Origin of the sequence: Roseovarius sp. THAF9 (assembly GCF_009363715.1) — a bacterium.
Classification (GTDB): Bacteria; Pseudomonadota; Alphaproteobacteria; order Rhodobacterales; family Rhodobacteraceae; genus Roseovarius.
The window spans coordinates 100,604-120,681 of record NZ_CP045404.1 but is presented as its reverse complement, the minus strand read 5'-3'; the positions used below and the strand labels follow the sequence as shown (position 1 = coordinate 120,681).

At 61.8% G+C, this 20,078-nt stretch carries 20 protein-coding genes; 11 read left to right on the top strand and 9 right to left on the bottom strand.

All coding sequences use genetic code 11. From position 1 onward, the window contains the following. Positions 1–40: 40 nt before the first annotated feature. The 3 genes from FIU86_RS00540 to FIU86_RS00530 form a co-directional block, all read right to left on the bottom strand. Positions 41–1,351, bottom strand: a complete 1,311-nt coding sequence (locus FIU86_RS00540) for an ABC transporter permease (RefSeq protein ID WP_152473289.1) — start codon at positions 1,349–1,351, stop codon at positions 41–43. Further along, on the bottom strand, positions 1,348–2,154 hold the full coding sequence (locus FIU86_RS00535) for a taurine ABC transporter ATP-binding protein (protein ID WP_152473288.1): 807 nt from the start codon (positions 2,152–2,154) through the stop codon (positions 1,348–1,350). Before FIU86_RS00535 ends, FIU86_RS00540 begins: the two co-directional genes overlap by 4 nt. 86 nt (positions 2,155–2,240) lie before the next feature. Further along, on the bottom strand, positions 2,241–3,233 hold the full coding sequence (locus FIU86_RS00530) for an ABC transporter substrate-binding protein (RefSeq protein WP_152473287.1): 993 nt from the start codon (positions 3,231–3,233) through the stop codon (positions 2,241–2,243). 397 nt (positions 3,234–3,630) lie between these two features. Here FIU86_RS00530 and FIU86_RS00525 point away from each other — a divergent pair, with 397 nt between their 5' ends. Continuing rightward, positions 3,631–5,016: an aspartate aminotransferase family protein gene (locus FIU86_RS00525; protein WP_152473286.1), complete on the top strand. Its 1,386-nt coding sequence runs from the start codon at positions 3,631–3,633 to the stop codon at positions 5,014–5,016. Between the two features lie 93 nt (positions 5,017–5,109). Here FIU86_RS00525 and FIU86_RS00520 read toward each other — a convergent pair whose 3' ends face one another. Together FIU86_RS00520 and FIU86_RS00515 are read right to left on the bottom strand one after the other, a co-directional pair. Further along, entirely contained in the window at positions 5,110–5,781 is a 672-nt protein-coding gene (locus FIU86_RS00520; protein WP_152473284.1) for an OmpA family protein, read from the bottom strand. A 186-nt stretch (positions 5,782–5,967) separates the two neighbouring features. Further along, the gene (locus tag FIU86_RS00515) at positions 5,968–6,831 is read right to left on the bottom strand and encodes a bifunctional helix-turn-helix domain-containing protein/methylated-DNA--[protein]-cysteine S-methyltransferase (protein ID WP_152473283.1); all 864 of its coding nucleotides are present in this window, start codon (positions 6,829–6,831) and stop codon (positions 5,968–5,970) included. A gap of 97 nt (positions 6,832–6,928) precedes the next feature. On the opposite strand from FIU86_RS00515, the gene nth reads away from it, so the two are divergent. Both nth and FIU86_RS00505 read left to right on the top strand, forming a co-directional pair. Next, positions 6,929–7,573 (top strand): endonuclease III, encoded by a 645-nt coding sequence (nth, locus tag FIU86_RS00510; protein WP_152473282.1) that lies wholly within the window; start codon positions 6,929–6,931, stop codon positions 7,571–7,573. After that, positions 7,570–8,556: an adenosine kinase gene (locus FIU86_RS00505; protein WP_152473281.1), complete on the top strand. Its 987-nt coding sequence runs from the start codon at positions 7,570–7,572 to the stop codon at positions 8,554–8,556. Before nth ends, FIU86_RS00505 begins: the two co-directional genes overlap by 4 nt. Before the next feature lie 425 nt (positions 8,557–8,981). Here the strand turns inward: FIU86_RS00505 and FIU86_RS00500 are convergent, their stop codons facing one another. Further along, on the bottom strand, positions 8,982–9,800 hold the full coding sequence (locus tag FIU86_RS00500; protein ID WP_152473280.1) for a sulfotransferase family protein: 819 nt from the start codon (positions 9,798–9,800) through the stop codon (positions 8,982–8,984). 150 nt (positions 9,801–9,950) lie between these two features. On the opposite strand from FIU86_RS00500, the gene FIU86_RS00495 reads away from it, so the two are divergent. Genes FIU86_RS00495 through FIU86_RS00485 form a run of 3 tightly spaced genes read left to right on the top strand, consistent with a single transcriptional unit; the run spans position 9,951 to position 12,806 of the window. Beyond that, on the top strand, positions 9,951–11,528 hold the full coding sequence (locus FIU86_RS00495; RefSeq protein WP_152473279.1) for a DUF5928 domain-containing protein: 1,578 nt from the start codon (positions 9,951–9,953) through the stop codon (positions 11,526–11,528). A gap of 11 nt (positions 11,529–11,539) precedes the next feature. Continuing rightward, positions 11,540–11,926: a histidine triad nucleotide-binding protein gene (locus tag FIU86_RS00490; RefSeq protein ID WP_152473278.1), complete on the top strand. Its 387-nt coding sequence runs from the start codon at positions 11,540–11,542 to the stop codon at positions 11,924–11,926. 49 nt (positions 11,927–11,975) lie between these two features. Beyond that, positions 11,976–12,806 (top strand): ion transporter, encoded by an 831-nt coding sequence (locus FIU86_RS00485; RefSeq protein WP_152473277.1) that lies wholly within the window; start codon positions 11,976–11,978, stop codon positions 12,804–12,806. A 6-nt stretch (positions 12,807–12,812) separates the two neighbouring features. Here FIU86_RS00485 and FIU86_RS00480 read toward each other — a convergent pair whose 3' ends face one another. Next, positions 12,813–13,742 (bottom strand): ABC transporter ATP-binding protein, encoded by a 930-nt coding sequence (locus tag FIU86_RS00480; RefSeq protein WP_152473276.1) that lies wholly within the window; start codon positions 13,740–13,742, stop codon positions 12,813–12,815. 74 nt (positions 13,743–13,816) lie between these two features. Here FIU86_RS00480 and FIU86_RS00475 point away from each other — a divergent pair, with 74 nt between their 5' ends. Together FIU86_RS00475 and FIU86_RS00470 are read left to right on the top strand one after the other, a co-directional pair. After that, entirely contained in the window at positions 13,817–13,996 is a 180-nt protein-coding gene (locus FIU86_RS00475) for a zinc-finger domain-containing protein (protein ID WP_152473275.1), read from the top strand. 41 nt (positions 13,997–14,037) lie between these two features. Beyond that, positions 14,038–14,700, top strand: coding sequence for a TIGR02117 family protein (locus tag FIU86_RS00470; RefSeq protein ID WP_172977389.1), 663 nt, complete (start codon positions 14,038–14,040; stop codon positions 14,698–14,700). A gap of 192 nt (positions 14,701–14,892) precedes the next feature. Here FIU86_RS00470 and FIU86_RS22975 read toward each other — a convergent pair whose 3' ends face one another. Then, the gene (locus FIU86_RS22975; protein WP_302848755.1) at positions 14,893–15,021 is read right to left on the bottom strand and encodes a hypothetical protein; all 129 of its coding nucleotides are present in this window, start codon (positions 15,019–15,021) and stop codon (positions 14,893–14,895) included. A 447-nt stretch (positions 15,022–15,468) separates the two neighbouring features. Here FIU86_RS22975 and polA point away from each other — a divergent pair, with 447 nt between their 5' ends. From polA to FIU86_RS00460, 3 genes are all read left to right on the top strand, one after another. Continuing rightward, positions 15,469–18,267: a DNA polymerase I gene (gene polA / locus FIU86_RS00465; protein ID WP_152473273.1), complete on the top strand. Its 2,799-nt coding sequence runs from the start codon at positions 15,469–15,471 to the stop codon at positions 18,265–18,267. Between the two features lie 301 nt (positions 18,268–18,568). Continuing rightward, positions 18,569–18,694 carry a hypothetical protein gene (locus tag FIU86_RS22970; protein WP_268873914.1) on the top strand — a complete coding sequence of 42 codons (126 nt, stop codon included), beginning with the start codon at positions 18,569–18,571 and terminating at the stop codon, positions 18,692–18,694. A 166-nt stretch (positions 18,695–18,860) separates the two neighbouring features. Then, entirely contained in the window at positions 18,861–19,448 is a 588-nt protein-coding gene (locus tag FIU86_RS00460) for a YdeI family protein (protein WP_152476840.1), read from the top strand. Positions 19,449–19,457: 9 nt separating this feature from the next. Here FIU86_RS00460 and FIU86_RS00455 read toward each other — a convergent pair whose 3' ends face one another. Beyond that, positions 19,458–20,039 (bottom strand): DUF1285 domain-containing protein, encoded by a 582-nt coding sequence (locus FIU86_RS00455; protein WP_152473272.1) that lies wholly within the window; start codon positions 20,037–20,039, stop codon positions 19,458–19,460. Positions 20,040–20,078 lie beyond the last annotated feature (39 nt).

The following is a 20,078-nucleotide window of genomic DNA, read 5'->3' as shown; positions in this document are numbered from 1 at the left end:
CCCGACACGAGGACCGGGCGTTTCGCGATTCTCGTAGCCGTCAGACGCGCCCTTTCCAAGGCACCAGCCATTTCTCCAGCATCCGGATGCCCACGTCGATCAGGAAACCGATGATCCCGATCAGGATGATCCCGACGATCACGATATCGGTCAGCTGGAATTTCGACGCGACCATGATCATCATGCCAAGGCCCCGCTCGGCGGCCACCAGTTCGGCGGCCACGACGGTGCCCCAGCAGACACCCATGGCCACCCGCGCACCGGTGAAAATCTCCGGCAGACTGTTGGGAATGATCACCTTGGTGAGCACTTGGAACTTGCTGGCCCCCAGCGAATAGGCCGCGTGCACCTTGGAAATCGCCACGCCCGACACCCCGGCGCGGGCCGCAATCGCCATGATCCACAGCGCCGCGAGGAACAGCAGGATGACCTTGGACTGCTCGCCGATACCGAACCAGATGATCATCAGCGGAATCAGCGCCAGCGGCGGCACCGGTCGCATGAACTCCACGATCGGGTCGAACCAGCCACGGGCCCAGTTGGTCAGGCCCATTGCATAGCCCAGCGGTATCCCCACCAGCGCCCCAAAGAAAAAGCCCAGCAAGACCCGTTGCAGCGAAATCCACGTATGCTGCCACAGGGTATAATTGCGATACCCCTCTTCGTTCAATTCGAAGAACCGCTCGACCGTCACCTCGGGGGCGGGCAGGTACAGTCGCTGCATCCGGTTGCCGGTCGAAGGCGAGAATGTCGGCGTGCCCTTGTCGGTCAACCCAAGCTCGCCTTCCGGCAGCTTGAGTGTCTCGCCCGCCTGCAACTCGGTCCCGTTGAGCGCGGTGATGACGGCGTCCTCGCTCCGGCCTTGCTCATCGTTGCCGAAAACGTTGATCACCTTGTAGCCGTAGCGCGGCACCACAAAACTGTCGTTCTTGGCAAACCCCTCGCCCGGCTCCACCTCGGGCGCCGCCGGGATGCGGCCCGGATTGCCCTCTGCGTCAACGGTCTGACTGATATCCTCGCGATAGACGATCGCCGTCACCTCCGCATCGTCCGACCGCCCGTCGGGCAGTGTCGAAGTATAGGTGAACGTCACCTCGCCCAGATACGGCGAGGACGCCTGCGGCAATGGCAGGGTCGAATTGGTAAAGGCCACCCACAGCAGGAATATCGTGATCACCGACAGCACGCTGGCCGCCCGATTGGGGCGCACGGCGCTTTCGTCGCCGAAGGTCACGGTTTTCAGCGCGGTATAGTCGATCCGTGCAAAGAATGCCCGGTAGAGCGCCGAAACCGCAAGATAGGCAATGAAGAACGCGCCCACATAGAGCGCAAGAACGATGAACCCGGTCATGCGCTTTCCTCCACCCGACCCATGATCTCTTCTTCCATGTTCCAGATCATTTCGAGGATTTCCTCACGCCGCTGACTGAACTCGGGATGTTTCTTCACCTCGCGCAGGTCCTTGCCCACGCCCAGATCGGCAAAAGGCAGTCGGTATTCCTTGTGAATCCGCCCCGGTCGCGGCGCCATCACCAGCAGCCGCTCGCCCAACAGCAGCGCCTCTTCGACCGAGTGAGTGATCAGGATGATCGTCTTGCCCGTCTCCTTCCAGAGCTTCAGCACAAGACCCTGCATTTTTTCGCGGGTCAGAGCATCGAGTGCCCCCAAGGGTTCGTCCATCAGGATCACGTCGGGATCGTTGGCCAGGCAGCGGGCAAGCGCCACGCGCTGCTGCATCCCGCCGGACAACTCATAAATGGCCTTCTCCTTGAAATCTTTCAGGCCCACCACCTCCAGCAGATGATCGACCGTCGGCGTGTATTGCGACTTGCTCTCGCCCTTCATCCGGGGGCCGAAGCTTACGTTATCGCGCACGCTCATCCATTCGAACAGCGCGCCCTGCTGAAACACCATGCCACGCTCGGCATCCGGGCCGGTGACCTTATGATCGTTCAGCACGATCTGCCCTTCGGTAGGCGCCAGAAACCCCGCGACGATGTTCAAAAGCGTTGTCTTGCCACAGCCCGACGGCCCCAGCACGCTCATCAACTCGCCGCTCTGCAACTCCAGCGAGACGTCTTTCAGCGCCTGCACATGGCCGCCGTTCGGCAGATCGAAGCGCATGGAAAGATTGTCGATTTTCAAAGTCGACATTCCTGCCCCCTTCCGTTTTCGGATTATTGGTGTTGGTGCGGTCCCGCGGGCCGGGCGTGCGGCCCGCGGGTGTCTTGTGCAAAAGCTTACTGAACGGCGGCTTCGAGCGGTCCGGTGTTCACATTCGTTTCGTAAGAGGCTTTCGCCGCGTCGATCGAACCGGCTTCCACGAAGACATCCGCGACGCCTTTCATGAATTCCTGTGCGCCGCCGCCCAGCCATTTCTCGGTCAGCTGCTCATCCGCCGGCGGGAACACGAAGGTCTCGATGGTGGCCATGGTGTCTTCCTCGGACATGCCCGCGTCTTCGGCGATCACCGGCAGCATCTTGTCGTGGTTGGCCTCGTCCGCCCACATGGCGTTGGCCTCCGCCGTCACCTTGAGGAAGCTCGACACCACGTCCGGGTTCTCGGCGATGAACGACGCCGGGCCCGAGGTCACGTCGAACACAAGGATGCCCAGCTCTTCCTTCTCGGCGCCGGTCAGCAGGACGTTGCCGCTTTCCTTCATGCGGCGCAGCGCACCGCCCCAGCCACAGGCCATGTCGACGGCGCCTTGCGCCAGCGCGGCCTGCCCTTCGGCGGGGGCCATGTCCACGACCGTCAGGCTGTCCAGCGACACGCCGAAATGGTCCATCTGCTTCAGAAAACCGTAATGCGCCGCGGTGCCCAGCGGCACGGCGACCTTCTTGCCGGCCAGTTCGCCCGCGCTGTCCTTGTCGATTTCCAGCGCCGCCGACACGACGCAGTTGTCGTTGTCCGAATAGGACACGGCCACGTCGACGATCTGCAAATCCTGGCCCGCGCTGGTGGCCACCACGAAGGGTGGCACGCCCTGGCTCACGCTCAGTTGAACGTCGCCCGACGCCATCGCGGCGCTCATCGCGGTGCCGGTGTCGAAGCTGACCCAGTTCACGGTCATGCCCATCGCTTCGTCATACATGCCTTCGGCCTTGGCATACTGGAACGGCATCGGCCATTCGAGGAAATAGCCGACCGTGATTTCCTGCGCCGAAGCAGATGCCCCGGCCAGAAGGGCCGCGCCGGTGGTCGCCGCCAAAAGTTTTGACTTGAGTGTCATGTGTTCTTGTCTCCCTGGAGTTTCGTTTCTTTTATGTCGCGCCATCCTTGCCGAGGTGCTCGCTGCACGGCGGTAACCATATCGCCAAGCTGCCCCCGATGGCAGATGCGGCCTCATCCGAGCCGAATTTACGATTCCGATCAATGATTTTGTCTGACAAACAGGGCTTCTTCTACCTTTCCGAACCGAAGTTTCGGAAAAACCGTCTCAGAAATCAGCAAAATAGCACCAAATCACCGGATTACCGGGGGCAAACCGGCCCTTGCTGGACTTAAACAATGAACCCACCTGGCCCTATCGACAGAATTGGATTCGAGGCTGATTATACGCCAATCGCACCGCTGTGCACTTCTGCGCCCCCGGCCGCCGCGCCGGGCTTGACCTGATGGAGTTTCCGATGGATGGCAACCTGCTGAACGATATCGAAAAAGTCGTGGACGCCGACCGCGCCCATGTCTGGCACCACCTGATTCAACACCAGCCGTTCCAGACCGGCGCGCCCAAGATTATCGTCGAAGGCAAGGGCATGCGTGTCTGGGATCAGCACGGCAAGGAACATATCGACGCCGTTTCCGGCGGGGTCTGGACCGTCAACGTCGGTTATGGCCGCGAGCGCATTGCCAACGCAATCCGCGACCAGCTGATCAAGTTGCCCTATTTCGCGGGCTCCGCCGGCTCGATCCCCGGCGCGATTTTCTCGGAAAAGCTGATTTCCAAGATGCCGGGCATGAGCCGGGTCTATTTCACCAATTCCGGTTCCGAGGCGAACGAGAAAGCCTTCAAGATGGTCCGCCAGATCGCGCACAAGCGCTATGGCGGCAAGAAGTACAAGATCCTCTACCGCGAGCGCGACTATCACGGCTCAACCATCGGCACGATGTCGGCGGGTGGCCAGGACGAGCGCAACGCGCAATACGGTCCGTTCGCGCCCGGCTTCGTGCGCGTGCCGCACTGCCTTGAATACCGCGCCCAGTGGGATTTGACGGGCGAGGACTACGGCATCGCCGCAGCTAACGCGATCGAAGAAGTGATCCTTGCCGAAGGCCCGGAAACCGTCGGCGCTCTTTGTCTTGAACCCGTCACCGCCGGCGGCGGCGTCATCACCCCGCCCGAAGGCTACTGGCCCCGCGTGCAGGAGATCTGCCGCAAATACAACATCCTGCTGCATATCGACGAGGTCGTCTGCGGCGTGGGCCGCACCGGCACCCATTGGTTCGGCTACCAGCATTACGGGGTCGAGCCCGATTTCGTGACCATGGCCAAGGGCGTCGCCTCGGGCTATGCCGCCATCGCCTGCTGCGTGACCAACGAAAAAGTCTTCGACATGTTCAAGGACGACATCGAGGACCCGCTCAACTATTTCCGCGACATCTCGACCTTCGGCGGCTGCACCGCCGGCCCCGCAGCGGCGCTGGAAAACGTCGCCATCATCGAAGAAGAAGGCCTTCTGGAAAACACCACGAAGATGGGCGACTACATGATGGACCAGCTGAACGCGCTGGCTGACAAGCACGCCGTCATCGGCCAGGTCCGTGGCAAGGGCCTCTTCCTCGGGGCCGAGCTTGTCTCGGACCGCGCCAGCAAAGAGCCGGTGCCCGAGAAACAGGCGCAGGCCGTCGTCGCGGACTGCATGGCGCAGGGCACGATCATCGGCGTGACCAACCGCTCGATCCCGGGCTTCAACAACACGCTGTGCTTCTCGCCCGCGCTCATTTCGACCAAGGACGACATCGACCAGATCGTCGCCTCGGTCGACGAGGCCCTGGGCCGCGTCTTCGGCTGAAGACAGCGCGTGCAACGCAAACACCCCGCCGGGTCTTCCGGCGGGGCGTTTCGATTCAGGGCCAGATTATTCTGCGAATAATCTTCGCCAGCGTCAGGCCGCGTTCGGCAGGATGACGATTTCCACCCGCCGGTTCTGCGCCTTGCCGTCCTCGGTCAGGTTCGACGCCACCGGCGCATCTTCGCCCCGGCCAAACGCGTCGATCCGGCTAAAGGCCACCCCACCGTTCATCAGCACGTCCGCCACGGCATTCGCGCGCCGCTCGGACAGGTCCTGGTTATGTTCGGCACCGCCGGAATTGTCCGTATGGCCAACGATCTGCACCCGGCTGTCGGGGTAATTCTGCAGGTTCTGCGCCACCGCAGACAGATCGCTGCGCAGGCCCGGACGCACCGCTGCGCTGTCCACATCAAACAGGATATCCTGCGGCAGCGTCACGATCAGGCGGTCGCCGGTGTTTTGGATATCGACATTGTCATTGCCGATATTGTTGCGCAGCTCTGCTTCCTGTCGGTCCAGCATGGTGCCGGCCACGGCACCGCCCGCCGCGCCGACTGCGCCGCCGATCAGCGCGCCCTTGACCTTCTTGTCGGCCACGAGCGCCCCCGCGCCCGCACCCAGCAGCCCGCCCAGCAATGCGCCTTGCTTGGCCTTCTGGTTCCGGTCGACAGCGGTGTCGTCGAGGTAGGCCGGGCTGGTACAGGCCGTGGCCCCCAACATCGACAGACCTGCAATCATAGTGACGGTTTTGTGTGAAATGCTCATCCTGATGCCTCATGTTCAAAACGCCCGTTAGCCGGGTCTCATCGCGATTCTAAGCAATTTTCGGCCAAGGCCCAAGCATATTCTGCGGGGAATTCGGCGAGGATCCGCCCAGAACGGCTCTTCCCCGCGCCGCGAAGCCGGCCGGAAATGCGCATTTCCGGTCCATTTTCTGCGCAGAAAATGGGCTCAACCGGCCTCGACCCGCGCACTTTCCCACGCCAGGATCGCCCGTTTGACCGGCAATCCCCAGTGATAGCCGCCCAGACCGCCCGATTTGCGCAGCGCTCTGTGGCACGGGATTAGGAAACTGACCGGGTTACGCCCCACCGCCGTGCCAACGGCCCGTACGGCCCGCGGATTGCCGATGGATTGCGCGATTTCCGAATAGGTTGTCACATGGCCCGACGGGATCTGCATCAGCGCCTCCCACACCTTGATCTGAAAGGGTGCACCGATCATGTAAAGCGGCACTTTTTCACCCGCTTGGTCGCCTGCGCCGAAGGCTTGCAACACCCACGGACGCAGCATCATCGGATCTTCCACGAATTCCGCGTTGGGCCAACGTGAGATCATGTCCGCCATCGCCGCCTCTTCGCCGGTTTCGCTGGCGAACCCGATCCCGCATATGCCCTTCTCCGTACCCATGACCAATGCCAAACCAAACGGGCTGTCGAACCATCCCCAGAAGATCTTCAATCCGTCGCCCCGCCGCGCGAACTCGCCGGGGCTCATCGCCTCCCAGCGCAGAAAAAGATCGTGCAGCCGCCCCGTCCCGGACAGACCCAACTCATGGGCGGTGTCCAGCGTGGTGAATCGCTCGGCCAGAAGGTCCTTGGCCTGCCCCAGCGCAAGGTATTGCTGATACCGCTTCGGGCTGACACCGACCCATTGGGTAAAGAGCCGCTGGAAATGCGCGGGGCTCATGTTCATGTCCTCCGCGAGATCCGAAAGGCGCACCCCGGGACCGCCCGCATCGATCAGGTCGATCGCCCGGCGCATGACGTTGAAATGATACCCGTCCCTGATTTCGGTGTTGATCTCGGCGGTCATGACAGCTCTCCATTCGATACGTAGAATGTACGTGCACTCTTGCATCGCCGCGACCCGAATGTTGCGCATCCGTACCAAAGCGGGCACAAGGACAGCCATGGCCAAACAACTCGACTACAAAACGATCCGCGAGATATTCACCCGGTTCCAGTCCGCCTCCGCCGAACCCAAGGGTGAACTCGACCACGTGAACGCCTACACGCTTCTCGTCGCCGTCGCCCTTTCGGCGCAGGCAACCGATGCCGGCGTAAACCGCGCCACGCGCGAACTGTTCAAGATCGCCGACACCCCGGAAAAGATGCTGGACCTCGGCGAGGAAGAGCTGATCGAGCATATCAAGACGATCGGCCTTTACCGCAACAAGGCCAAGAACGTGATGAAGCTGTCGCGCATCCTGATCGACAAGTACGACGGGCAGGTGCCGAATTCACGCGCCGCGCTGCAATCTTTACCGGGCGTGGGCCGCAAGACCGCCAACGTTGTGCTGAACATGTGGTGGAGCTATCCCGCACAGGCGGTGGACACGCACATCTTCCGGGTCGGCAACCGCACCGGCATCGCGCCGGGCAAGGATGTCGACGCCGTCGAACGCGCCATTGAAGACAACGTGCCGGTGGATTTCCAGCAGCACGCCCACCACTGGCTCATTCTGCACGGACGCTACCATTGCAAGGCCCGCGCCCCGATGTGCCAGACCTGTATCATCCGTGACCTGTGCCAATTCGAGGAAAAAAGACTTTGACCAAATACCAAGCAGTGGGGATCGGCAACGCCGTCGTCGACGTGATCTCGCAAACGGATGACGGGTTCCTGTCCCGCATGGGCATCGAAAAAGGCATCATGCAACTGATCGAACAGGATCGGGCCGAACATCTTTACGACAACATGCAGAACCGCACCCAGATGGCCGGCGGCTCGGTCGCCAACACCATCGCCGGGCTGGGCGCGCTGGGCCTCGGCACCGCTTTCATCGGACGGGTCTCGGACGACGCGCTGGGCCATGATTACGCCCGCGAGATGGCAGATGTCGGCGTCGATTTCGTCAACGCGCCCGCAAGCGACGGCGAATTGCCCACGTCCCGCTCGATGATCTTCGTCTCACCCGACGGCGAACGGTCGATGAACACCTACCTCGGCATTTCCACCGAACTCGGCCCCGACGACGTCGACGAGACCGTCGCGGGCGGGGCCGGTCTGCTTTTTCTCGAGGGCTATCTCTTTGACAAGGACAAGGGCAAGGCCGCGTTCCTCGCCGCCGCCCGCGCCTGCCGCGAGGCGGGTGGCATGGCCGGCATCACCCTCTCGGACCCGTTCTGCGTCGACCGGCACCGCGCCGATTTCCGCAAGCTGGTGACCGAGCTCGACTATGTCATTGGCAACGAACACGAGTGGTGCGCGCTTTACGAAACCGAAGACCTCGGCGCCGCGCTGGAACAAGCCGCCGCCGAAAGCGGCCTGATCGTCTGCACCCGCTCGGGCCATGACGTGGTCATCGTGCGCGGAGAAGAGACCGTGACCGCCCCCGTAGAAGAGATCACACCCGTTGACACCACCGGCGCCGGCGACCAGTTCGCGGCGGGCTTTCTCTACGGGCTGGCCACCGGCGCGTCGCTTCAGGTCGCGGGCCGAATGGGCTGTATCGCCGCCGCCGAGGTCATCACCCATTATGGTGCCCGACCCGACACCGACGTCAGGACGCTTTTCAAGGCAGAAGGGCTGATCTGACCCGCGCCATTTTCTTTGACGGAAACCGTATCGGAAAACGGAGTTTTCCTTGTCGGTACCGACGGACGGCACAATCGCCAGACGGTCGTACAAAAGGCCCGCGGCGGGCAATTCGAGTATTTGAAGCAAGAAAAAGCCATGGATGCGCGTCCGGGCCGGGCGTCGGTCGGCACTGCGCCGATGCAGACCCGAAGCCCGAACGCGGCTTTTCCTTGCACGATCATCGGCTCTCCAGCCTGTACCGCAACCCTATCTTGACCAGGCTTGGTTAAGAAAACGTTTGCCCGCTTTTTCTTGCCCTAAATACTCAAATCACCACGCTCGCCATCTCGTCGATGGCCGGGCGCAAGCGTCACGCCCGCCAAGCGCCCGAGGAGGAGGCACGACGACGAGACCCACCTGCGTGCGCGGCACGCGCACCCCGCTCACTCACCCAGCTTGGCGTGCACCTCGTCCAGGTCGATCTCGCCGATGGGCATCTTGTTCGACGGATCGTCAAAATCGTATTTGAACAGTTCGAAATCCCGGTGATAGATCTCTTTCACAAGGTGCATCGACAAATCGTCGAAATAATCCTCGACCGGGTGCGCCCGTTTCGGCCCATGCCCCTCGCTCTCGTTGAAACGCGGGATCTTTTTCAAGTCCACCTTGTTCGGCGTCTTCGTGGCTTTGAGGACATCCGCCATCCCGTCGTTGAACGCTTCCGTCCAGAAAATCCTGTCGTATGTGCCGCCATTCACAATGAAGGTCGAAACGTGCCCCGCCATCGATGACCAATGAATGTCCGGCTCCATCGGGCGCTTCCACCGGATGGTATCGCGCGTGAACAGCAGGAACCGCCGGAAGCTCTTGATCTGGTCGAACTCCTGCTTGCCATCCTCGCCGCCAACCTCGATGCCATATTTCTGGATCAACAGCGGCACCAGCTTACCGCGATAGCGCTTGCCGTTGCGCTGGATGCCGCAGATCTTGTCGAAGAAAGACGACAGAATGCGCGTGTAGGGGTTGCGCACGCAGGTAAATGCATAGGACGTATGGGTCTTCACGTTCGCCTTGATCAAGGGCTGGCTTTCGTCGCGGGCCCACTTGTGCAACCCGTTTGTCGCATCGTGGATATCACCGTCAAAGAATTCGCCATGGTCCGAGTAGTACATGATCTGACCGATCGTCGAGCAGGCGCATTTCGGCACCACGCGATAGACCATGCTCTCGCTTTCCGTCATCCATGTACCGGGAAAGCCCATTTGCCTGCCTCCAACCCCGTTGCCCTGGTTCTTCTCGGGTCAATTCGTATTTAACCCGTTAAAAAAACCAACGAAAGCCTGTTTATTCAACGGCTGTTCATCTCTATCACTATAGACAATCGACAAAAGAGCAGGTCAATTGTTTCGCCCATGGCCAGGATCGCCTTCATTCTGCTGTGCCACAAGGACCCCGATGCAATCATCGGACAGGCGAACATGCTGACCGCGGCAGGCGACTACATGTCGATCCACTTCGACGCCCGCGCCAAGCCCGAACATTACCGCAAGATCCGCGAGGCATTGGCCGACAATCCAAATGTCACGTTCGCCCGCAAGCGCATCAAGTGCGGCTGGGGAGAGTGGTCGCTGGTACAGGCCACGCTCCACGCCATCGAGGCCGCGGTCGACGCGTTCCCCCGCGCCACGCATTTCTACATGCTTTCGGGCGATTGTGCGGCCATCAAATCGGCCCGCTATGCCCACGATTTCCTTGATGCCAACGATGTCGATTACATTGAAAGCTTCGACTATTTTGCATCCGACTGGATCAAGACCGGCATGAAGGAAGAGCGGCTGATCTACCGCCATTTCTTCAACGAACGGAACCATAAGCGGCTGTTCTACGCCTCGTTCAACATCCAGAAAAAGCTGCGCCTGACCCGCGACATCCCGGCCGACCTGCAAATCCAGATCGGCAGCCAGTGGTGGTGCCTGCGCCGCCGCACCATCGAGTGGATTCTCGATTTCACCCGCAAGCGCCGCGACGTGATGCGTTTCTTCCGTACCACCTGGATTCCCGACGAAACCTTCTTTCAGACCCTCGTGCGCCATCTCGTGCCGGAAAACGAGATCCGGACCCAGACCCTGACCTTCCTGATGTTCACCGATTACGGGATGCCAGTCACGTTCTACAACGATCACTACGACCTGCTGCTCAGCCAGGACGCGCTCTTTGCGCGCAAGATCAGCGCGGAGGCGACCGAGCTCAAGACACGCCTCGGCGCGCTCTACGCCGACGAGGACGCTCGCTTCAACATCTCCGACGAGGGGCGCAGCCTGTTCAAGTTCCTCACCGGGCGCGGCCGCATCGGCCGCCGCTTTGCCCTGCGCTTCTGGGAAACCGAAAGCACACTTGGCCGCGAACGCGAGTTGATGATCATCATCTGCAAGAAATGGCACGTCGCCAAGCGCATGATCGACAAGATCCGCCAGGTCACCAACGTGCCGGCCATCGAATACCTGTTCAACGAGGAAAACACACACCTGCCCGACCTCGGAGGCATCCAGGCCACGCTGGGCAAGCGCACCCGCCACCGCCGGGCGCTCATGCGGATGCTGTTCGACTATTTCGAGACCGACCGCCTGATCGTCTGCATGGATCCCGGCAATATCGACCTGCTCGAGGATTTCTGCAACGACCGCTCCACCACCAAACTTCTGGAAATCCAGTGCGAGTTCTCCGACGCCTACCTTGTGGGCCATGCTCGCCGCGTCGGGCTGGCCGGCACCCAGACGCCCAAGGAAACGCTGGAACGTCTGCTGCCCACGATCCGCGGCGACATCAACTTCGAATCCGATCGCATCCGCGACGCCGAGTTCGAAAACCACAGCATCATGAAGCAATCCAACGACCCCGAGGAAAACGCGGGCCTCATCGCCCAATTCCTTGATATCGCGCCCGACAAGGCGCTAGAGGTTGCGCAAACCGATCACCTTTATGCCGACTGAGGCCGCACATCATGTCGTTTTCCTATGACGATCAGAATATCTTCGCCAAGATCCTGCGCGGCGAGATCCCCAATGACACCGTGCTGGAAACCGAGCACACGCTCGCCTTCAATGACATAGAACCCCAGGCGCCGGTGCATGTCCTGGTGATCCCCAAGGGGCCGTATGTCTGCCACGATCACTTCGCCGCCGAGGCGTCCGAGGCCGAGCTGGTCGACTTCATGCGCGTCACCGCACAGGTCTGTGCCATGACCAGCGTCTCGCCGGGCGATGGCAATCCGGGCTATCGCACCATCTCCAACGCGGGCGAGGCCGGCGTGCAGGAAGTGCCGCATTACCACCTTCACATCCTCGGCGGGCGCGGCCTCGGGCGGATGCTGGCCAAGGCCGACAGCTGATCCAAACCGTGCCTTGCGCCCCTGCGCGCCCTGCCCCATATCCAGCGCCATGAGCCAGACAACCCAAGCCAGCCCCAAAAGCCTGCGCGCCCGCGTCGAGGCGCTCGTCAGCCGGACGAGCTTTCAGAATTTCATCCTCGCGGTGATTCTCTTCAACGCCGTGGTGCTTGGCTTGGAGACATCTCAAACAGCGATGGCGGCGGCGGGTCCACTGATCGTCTTGCTCGACAAGATCTGTCTAGCGATCTTCGTGGTCGAAATCGCGCTGAAGCTCTTCGCCCGCGGCACGGCGTTCTTCCGCAACGGCTGGAACGTCTTCGACTTCGTGATCGTCGGCATCTCGCTCATCCCCTCCACCCAGGGCCTGTCGGTGCTACGCGCCCTGCGCATCCTGCGTCTGTTGCGGGTTCTGTCGGTCACGCCGTCCTTGCGCCGCGTGGTCGAAGGGTTGATGAACGCCCTGCCCGGCATGGGCTCGGTCTTTTTGCTGATGGGCATCATCTTCTACATCGGCTCGGTCATGGCGACAAAGCTCTTCGGTGGCGGATGCCCCGCCTGCACCCCCGAACAGGCCGTACTGTTCGACCAATGGTTCGGCACCATCGGACGCTCCGGCTATTCCCTTTTCCAGATCATGACGCTGGAATCGTGGTCCATGGGCATCGTCCGCCCGGTGATGGAAGTCTACCCCTTCGCCTGGGCCTTCTTCGTGCCGTTCATCCTGGTGACCACCTTCGCCGTGGTGAACCTCGTCGTGGGCCTTATCGTGAACTCGATGCAGGACGCCCATAACCTCGAGGCCGAGGAACGCACCGACACCTACCGCGACGAGGTGCTGCAACGGCTGAAATCCATCGAGGACACGCTGAAGGACAAGTAAGAGCCCTCAGCGCGAACGGGTCAGCTCCAGGAACACCTCTTCCAGGTCTGCTTGTTCGGTCCGCACGTCCCGGATGCGCATCCCCGAGGCCCGCACCGCTTCCAGCACCGCTTCCGCAGACATCCTGGTCGAGCGATAGCTGATCGCCACCTGCCCGCCGGGCCGTGTCTCCACCGTCATCCCCTCGCCCTCGGGCAGGGCCACCGGGTCGGCCTCGGGCTCGATCACCATCGTGCGCCGATCCATCTGCCCCAGCAGATGCGCCGTAGTGTCCCGCGCCACGACCGACCCTTCGTTGATGATCGCGATCTCGTCGCACATCTCCTCGGCTTCCTCCAGGTAATGCGTCGTCAAGATGATCGTCATCCCCTGCTCGTTCAGCTTGCGCACGTTCTGCCACAATGTCTGGCGCAGCTCGATATCCACGCCCGCCGTCGGCTCGTCCAGCACCAGGATATGCGGATGATGCACCAACGCCTTGGCCAAGAGCAGCCGCCGACGCATGCCGCCCGACAGCGTCCGCGCATAGGCCTCGGCCTTGTCGCTCAGCCCAACCAGTTCCAATATCTCGTCGCTGCGCCTGTCCTTTTTGGGCACACCGTAAAGCCCCGCCTGAACCTCCAGCGCCGCGCGCGGCGCAAAGAACGGATCCAGGTTCAATTCCTGCGGCATGACCCCGATCGACGCCCGGCTTTGCCGCGGGTTCACATCCTGGTCGAACCCCCAGATCTTGACCTGTCCCTTGGTCTTGGTCACCAGCCCGGCCAGGATGTTGATCAGCGTCGACTTGCCCGCGCCATTGGGCCCCAAAAGGCCAAAGACAGAGCCCTTTGGCACATCGAGGTCCACCCCTGTCAGCGCCGGCTTGGACATGCCGTGCTTGCCGCCGCCATAGACCTTTTCCAGGCCTCTCACTTCGATTGCATTTGTCGGCATGGCGGCTCTTGTCCCCGGGTGTCTGTCGGATATAGTCTGCCCCGACCTACTTGCAGCCAAAAGGAACGCCGTCAATGGTGACCGAAGCCCCCGAGACCCGGATCGTCGACAGCTACCGCGTGGCCTGTGATGGCGGCGAAGCGGCGCTGGGCCATCCGCGCGTATGGCTGACCATCCCGCAAGACATCGGCTTCGTCGAATGCCCCTATTGCGACGCCAAGCTGGTGCACCGCGATTTCGAGGGCAAGGTCTGAGGCACACACTGCGGGCCACCGCCAGGCGCCTGGTCCTCGGCTTGCTGGCCATCCTTGCGCTGATCTGCCTCTACCTGGTGTCCGCAGTTGCGGGCGCTCTTGTCCCCGGCCCGCTCTCTCCAAACCCGTCCGCCGACGGCGGCCCACCAATCGAAATCCGTATGGTCGCGGGCCCGATCCACTACGATCTTCTCCTGCCACTGACACCCCGCACACAGGCGCGCTTCTTTCATCTGGAAAAGGCAGGTCTACTCCTTTCGGACCCAAAGGCCGAGTGGCTGGTGATCGGCTGGGGCAGCCGCGCGTTCTACACCCACGAAGGTTCTTATTCCGATGTGCCCGCCGCCACCCTCTGGCGTGCCATGACCGGCGACGATGCAGTCCTGCGCGCCGACGTGATCGGCCCGCTCCCCCGCGGATACGACAGCCCACGACTGATGCTCACACCCGCTCAATATTCCGGTCTCATGACCGCGATCCTGCAACAACTGGCACCGAACGCCGACGACGACGCCACCCCGCTCTCCGCCCTCGGTTTCACCGACACTGATATATTTTTCGAGGCGACGGGCCGCTTCCACATTTTCCGCACGTGCAATACCTGGATCTCGCGCACGCTGCGCAGCGCAGGCATCCCTTTCGGCGCATGGACCCCGACACCCTATGCCGTGACGCTCTCGCACCGCCGCTTCCACCCCGGATAGCAACCCGCAGCCCTTCCCTTCCGGCGCCATGCCTGTGCAAGTCGCATCGGGGGTCGGTTTCTGAACATCGCCAGCCTGCCCGAAAAGTGTAATTAGGCGGCTGACCTCTGGCCCTTGAAATGTCGCCCGTCGCATATGGCGCGGTAACGACCTGGCCGGTTCTGAAATGTGTGTCTAAATCGGCTCTGTGCGTCAGATCATCGCGAAATCGTTGAAGACCTGTCTTGAAACGACGATCGGTTTTTCGGTGTCCCCGCGCTTGACGGGCTCACCGGGCTTGTCACGTGTCGCATCGGGGGGTTTGGTGTTTGTCTTGGCCATTTTCCTTCTCCGCTTGAAGCGGCGGTTCGGCCAAGGCGCGCTCGACCGGCGCCGCAGGTGTCAAGTTTCGTGCAGAAAGGCCGACCGAAATGCAGTCGTCACATCATGAAATCGCTTAAAAAAATCAGCCTTCCTACAACTCTCATTGTGCCCGACCCGCGCCGATCCGTCCAGTCCCACGGCAGAAAATCAGTGTCTCCAATCAGGGCAAAATCCCCCAAGGCACTGTTAAATCGAAAAGTTTCCTTACGTCACAAAACTGATCCACCCCTCGCAATACACCCGCCCCGCCTTTGCTTTTCGACGGACGCCAGGCTGCTGAGGCACGAGAGCATTTACCATGCCCGACTCGCTCTGCCGCGCGCACATCCTGCCATGAAAAGTCAGGCTGGAACTGCCATGACGGGCATGAGATACGTAACGCGACAGCAAGGAAAGGCGCGGCACATGGCATTCGGCAAGGGACATCACCTGCACCTGATCGACGGGTCGGCCTTTATCTTTCGTGCCTACCACGCGCTGCCCCCGCTGACCCGCAAATCCGATGGTCTGCCCATCGGCGCCGTCTCGGGCTTTTGCAACATGCTGCAAAAATATGTCGAGGATAGCACCGGCGCCGACGCCCCCACCCATGTCGCCGTGATCTTCGACAAGGGCAGCCACACCTTCCGCAACGACATGTATCCCGAATACAAGGCCAACCGAGACGAGATGCCCGAGGACCTGCGCCCGCAGATCCCGCTGACCCGCCGCGCGACCGAGGCGTTCAACATCGCCTGCAAGGAGATGGAAGGGTACGAGGCCGACGACATGATCGCCACTCTCGCCGTCCAAGCCCGCGACGCGGGCGGGCGCGTCACCATAATCAGCTCGGACAAGGACCTGATGCAGCTGGTGGGCGGTGGCGTCGAAATGCTGGACGCCATGAAGAACCGCCGCATCGACCGCGAAGGCGTCGAGGAGAAATTCGGCGTCGGCCCCGAGCGCGTCGTGGACGTGCAGGCCCTCGCGGGCGACAGCGTCGACAACGTCCCCGGTGCCCCCGGCATCGGCATCAAGACCGCCGCGCTCCTGATCAACGAATACGGCAGCCTCGAAGAACTTCTCGACCGCGCCGAGGAGATCAAGCAACCCAAGCGCCGCGAGACCTTGATCGAGAAACGCGAACAGATCGAGCTGTCGAAAAAGCTTGTGCAACTCGACTGCGAGACGCCTCTCGATTTCACCCTCGACGACCTCGAGGTGCGCGACCCCGATCCCGACACCCTGCTGGCCTTCCTGACCGAGATGGAGTTCCGCACCCTCACCAAGCGCATCGCCGACGCGCTGGATGTCGAGGCGCCTGCGATCCCCGAGCCCACAGCGCCGGAGGCGAGCGAGGCCAGCGCCCCCGACTGGCCCGCCATCGACCCCGCGAAATACGAGCGCGTCTCGGACATGGACGCGCTGCAAAGCTGGATCGACCGCATAACCGCCCGCGGCTACGTCGCCGTCGATACCGAAACAACCTCACTCAACGAGATGCAGGCCGACCTTGTGGGCATCTGCCTCTCTATCGACCCGGGCGAGGCGTGCTACATCCCGCTCGGCCACAAGGACGGCAACGCGGACGACCTCTTCGGCTCCGACGCCCTGCTCGACGGCCAAATCCCGATGCAGGAGGCGCTCGATGCCCTGAAACCCATGCTCGAGGATCCGTCGATCCTCAAGATCGGGCAGAACATGAAATACGACACCAAGATCATGGCCAATTACGACATCGCCATGGCGCCGATCGACGACACGATGCTGATGTCCTACGCGCTCTACTCCGGGATGCACGGCCACGGCATGGACACGCTCGCCGAACGCTACCTGTCGCACACGCCAATCCCCATCAAGGACCTGCTGGGCACAGGCAAATCCGCCATCACCTTCGACCGCGTGCCCATCGACGAGGCGGTGAAATACGCCGCCGAGGACGCCGACATCACCCTGCGCCTCTGGCACACGTTCAAGCCGCAGCTGCACCGTGCGAAGGTCACCACCGTCTACGAGACGCTCGAACGCCCGCTGGTGCCCGTGCTGGCGCAGATGGAGCGTAACGGCATCAAGGTCGACAAGGACACGCTCTCCCGCATGTCCGCCGCCTTCGCCCAGAAGATGGCCGGACTCGAGGCCGAGATTCACGAGCTTGCGGGCGAGAAGTTCAACGTCGGCTCCCCGGCGCAGCTGGGCGATATCCTTTTCGACAAAATGGGGCTGGAGGGTGGCAAGCGCGGCAAGAACGGCAAGTATTCCACACCTGCCGACGTGCTCGAAGACCTCGCCACCGAGCACGACCTGCCTGCCCGCGTGATGGACTGGCGACAGGTCAGCAAGCTGAAATCGACCTATACCGATGCCCTGCAGGACCATATCGACCCCGACACGGGCCGCGTCCACACCTCCTATGTCCAGACCGGCGCCAGCACCGGGCGTCTCGCCTCAACCGACCCCAACCTGCAGAACATCCCCATCCGCACCGAGGAAGGCCGCCGCATCCGCGAGGCCTTCGTGGCCGAGGATGGCAATACCCTCGTCGCGCTGGATTACAGCCAGATCGAGCTGCGGATCCTCGCCCATATTGCCGATATCCCAGCGCTCAAGGAGGCGTTCCGCGACGGTCAGGACATTCACGCCATGACGGCATCCGAGATGTTCGACGTCTCGATGGACGACATGACACCCGAGATCCGCCGCCGCGCCAAGGCGATCAATTTCGGCGTGATCTACGGCATCTCGGGCTATGGTCTCGCGCGCAACCTGCGTATCCCCCGCGCCGACGCGCAGGCCTTCATCGACCGCTATTTCGAACGCTTCCCGGGCATCCGCACCTACATGGATGACACCGTCGCCTTCGCCAAGGACCACGGCTTCGTCCAGACCCTCTTTGGCCGCAAGATCCACACGCCCGAGATCGGCGCCAAGGGCCCTCGCGCCGGCTTTGCCCGCCGGGCGGCGATCAACGCGCCGATCCAGGGCACCGCCGCCGACATCATCCGCCGCGCCATGATTCGCATGCCCGAGGCCATTGCCGACCTGCCCTGCAAGCTGCTGCTGCAGGTCCACGACGAACTTCTTTTCGAGGTCTCGGGCGGCGCCGAGGAAAAGGTCATCGACACAGCCCGCGATGTTATGGAACACGCGGCCCGCCCCGCCCTGCATCTTGACGTGCCGCTCGTGGTCGACGCGGGACAAGGCGACAATTGGGCCCAAGCGCACTGAGCGCCCACCAAAGGCGCGGAACCAACGCCGGGCGGGCGGAATCGAGCGCCCGCGCGATAGGCTGATTGACGTGTCGGAAAAGCGACTTTTCCCAGACGAAGTGCAAAAGTAGCACAGTTGCAACAGCGCAAAACCCTATGAAAATCGCGGAATCCCGCTGAAAAAGGCATTTACGTGACAAAAATGCTGCCATAGAAGCCATAGCAGCCGGAGATTCGCGTTTTTACGCAAGCTCTTGTGTTGACAACAAATCGCGTTCAAACACAGTATCGGGCGCGTGACATGGAAGGAATTTGTTCACATGAAAAACAAAACTGCAATGATTGCTGCTCTCATCGCAACCGTCGGCCTGGCCGCCTGTGCACAGCAACAACAAGAAGAAGTCGTGGTTCCGGTTGAGCCTGAGCCCGTAACGACGAAGTACTAATCTTCGACGTTTTCCCGGGTCGGGGCACGGCGCTTTCGAGTGCTCGCTTCGACCCGGGGTACTTCGTACCCGGCCGCGATGGCCGATCCGCCTGATGCCCTACGCATCGGGTTTTTTTGTGCCTGCAATCATCCGTTCCCGTCCGTGCAACGTATCAGACTGCATCATGGCCAAACGCGCAGCAGACACCGCAAAACGGGTCGAGGTCAGGTCACTCGACGACCTGCACGGCTGGCTCGCGGCCAATCACGACGGTTCGCCGTCGGTCTGGCTCGTCACCTTTCGCAAGCACACCGCGCATTACCTGGCCTATGACGATATTGTCTCCGAACTGCTCTGCTGGGGCTGGATCGACAGCCAGCCGCGCAAGATCGATGACGACCGCACGAGCCTCCTGATCGCACCGCGCAACCCTCGTTCTGCCTGGTCCGCCGTGAACAAGGCCAAGATCAGGGCCTTGCGCGCCGCCGGCCGTCTTCAACCCGCCGGAGAGGCGCTCGTTACCGCCGCGAAAGAGACAGGCATGTGGACCTTCCTCGACGACGTCGACCGTCTCGAACGCCCGGACGACCTGACCCGCGCCTTGGGCGATCTGGTCGCGGTATGGGATGACTGGCCGCGCAGCGTCCAACGCGGCACGCTCGAATGGATCAAGACTGCAAAAACCGCGCCAACCCGTGAAAAGCGTATCCAGGATGTGGTAGACAGCGCCGCTTCAAACCGGCGCCCCACACCGTTCCGGCGCTCAGAATAGCGGCTACGCTTATCCGGTCGGCAACTCGCTTGACGGGATCATCGGGAAAAACGCGCCGTCCGACCGGACGCCGAACCATCCATCCTCGTTCTCACCCAGATCCACCAGCCGGTAAAACGACTTGCGATCGATCAGAGCCTCCAGCCCTGCCCGCACATGCAGGTAGGGCGACGGCTCGCCCGTCTCGGGGTCACGCTCCACCCGGATCGCATGGTCCGCCCCTGCCAAAACGTGATCGCCCACGTTGGTCACGAAGACCAGCATCTGCGCCGCGCCCTCGCCTTCCGCCTCGAAATCCACCGCGACAAAAGGCGCGTCCTCCACCACGATGCCGACCTTTTCCACCGGCGTGACAAGATAGTGGCGGTCGCCTTCCTTCTTCAGAATGGTCGAGAACAGCCGCACCAGCCCCTTGCGCTCGATGACCGTGCCTTCGTGGTACCACGTGCCGTCCCTCGCGATCCGCATGTCGATCTCGCCAGTAAACTCCGGGTCCCACAAATGCACAGGCGGTAGGCCCTTGCCGCTTTCCCTGCGTGCCGTTTCGGCAAGGCTTTCCGCTGACGGGGTTGTGACCGATTTATTGCTCATTGCTTTTGCCATTTTGCTTGTGCGCGATACACTCTACCC

What these genes read in the sequence shown, in the direction of transcription:
- FIU86_RS00540 (WP_152473289.1), bottom strand. Translation starts at nt 1,351, where the DNA reads ATGACCGGGTTCATCGTTCTTGCGCTCTATGTGGGCGCGTTCTTCATT.
- FIU86_RS00535 (WP_152473288.1), bottom strand. Translation starts at nt 2,154, where the DNA reads ATGTCGACTTTGAAAATCGACAATCTTTCCATGCGCTTCGATCTGCCG.
- FIU86_RS00530 (WP_152473287.1), bottom strand. Translation starts at nt 3,233, where the DNA reads ATGACACTCAAGTCAAAACTTTTGGCGGCGACCACCGGCGCGGCCCTT.
- FIU86_RS00525 (WP_152473286.1), top strand. Translation starts at nt 3,631, where the DNA reads ATGGATGGCAACCTGCTGAACGATATCGAAAAAGTCGTGGACGCCGAC.
- FIU86_RS00520 (WP_152473284.1), bottom strand. Translation starts at nt 5,781, where the DNA reads ATGAGCATTTCACACAAAACCGTCACTATGATTGCAGGTCTGTCGATG.
- FIU86_RS00515 (WP_152473283.1), bottom strand. Translation starts at nt 6,831, where the DNA reads ATGACCGCCGAGATCAACACCGAAATCAGGGACGGGTATCATTTCAAC.
- nth (WP_152473282.1), top strand. Translation starts at nt 6,929, where the DNA reads ATGGCCAAACAACTCGACTACAAAACGATCCGCGAGATATTCACCCGG.
- FIU86_RS00500 (WP_152473280.1), bottom strand. Translation starts at nt 9,800, where the DNA reads ATGGGCTTTCCCGGTACATGGATGACGGAAAGCGAGAGCATGGTCTAT.
- FIU86_RS00495 (WP_152473279.1), top strand. Translation starts at nt 9,951, where the DNA reads ATGGCCAGGATCGCCTTCATTCTGCTGTGCCACAAGGACCCCGATGCA.
- FIU86_RS00490 (WP_152473278.1), top strand. Translation starts at nt 11,540, where the DNA reads ATGTCGTTTTCCTATGACGATCAGAATATCTTCGCCAAGATCCTGCGC.
- FIU86_RS00485 (WP_152473277.1), top strand. Translation starts at nt 11,976, where the DNA reads ATGAGCCAGACAACCCAAGCCAGCCCCAAAAGCCTGCGCGCCCGCGTC.
- FIU86_RS00480 (WP_152473276.1), bottom strand. Translation starts at nt 13,742, where the DNA reads ATGCCGACAAATGCAATCGAAGTGAGAGGCCTGGAAAAGGTCTATGGC.
- FIU86_RS00475 (WP_152473275.1), top strand. Translation starts at nt 13,817, where the DNA reads ATGGTGACCGAAGCCCCCGAGACCCGGATCGTCGACAGCTACCGCGTG.
- FIU86_RS22975 (WP_302848755.1), bottom strand. Translation starts at nt 15,021, where the DNA reads ATGGCCAAGACAAACACCAAACCCCCCGATGCGACACGTGACAAGCCC.
- polA (WP_152473273.1), top strand. Translation starts at nt 15,469, where the DNA reads ATGGCATTCGGCAAGGGACATCACCTGCACCTGATCGACGGGTCGGCC.
- FIU86_RS22970 (WP_268873914.1), top strand. Translation starts at nt 18,569, where the DNA reads ATGAAAAACAAAACTGCAATGATTGCTGCTCTCATCGCAACCGTCGGC.
- FIU86_RS00460 (WP_152476840.1), top strand. Translation starts at nt 18,861, where the DNA reads ATGGCCAAACGCGCAGCAGACACCGCAAAACGGGTCGAGGTCAGGTCA.
- FIU86_RS00455 (WP_152473272.1), bottom strand. Translation starts at nt 20,039, where the DNA reads ATGAGCAATAAATCGGTCACAACCCCGTCAGCGGAAAGCCTTGCCGAA.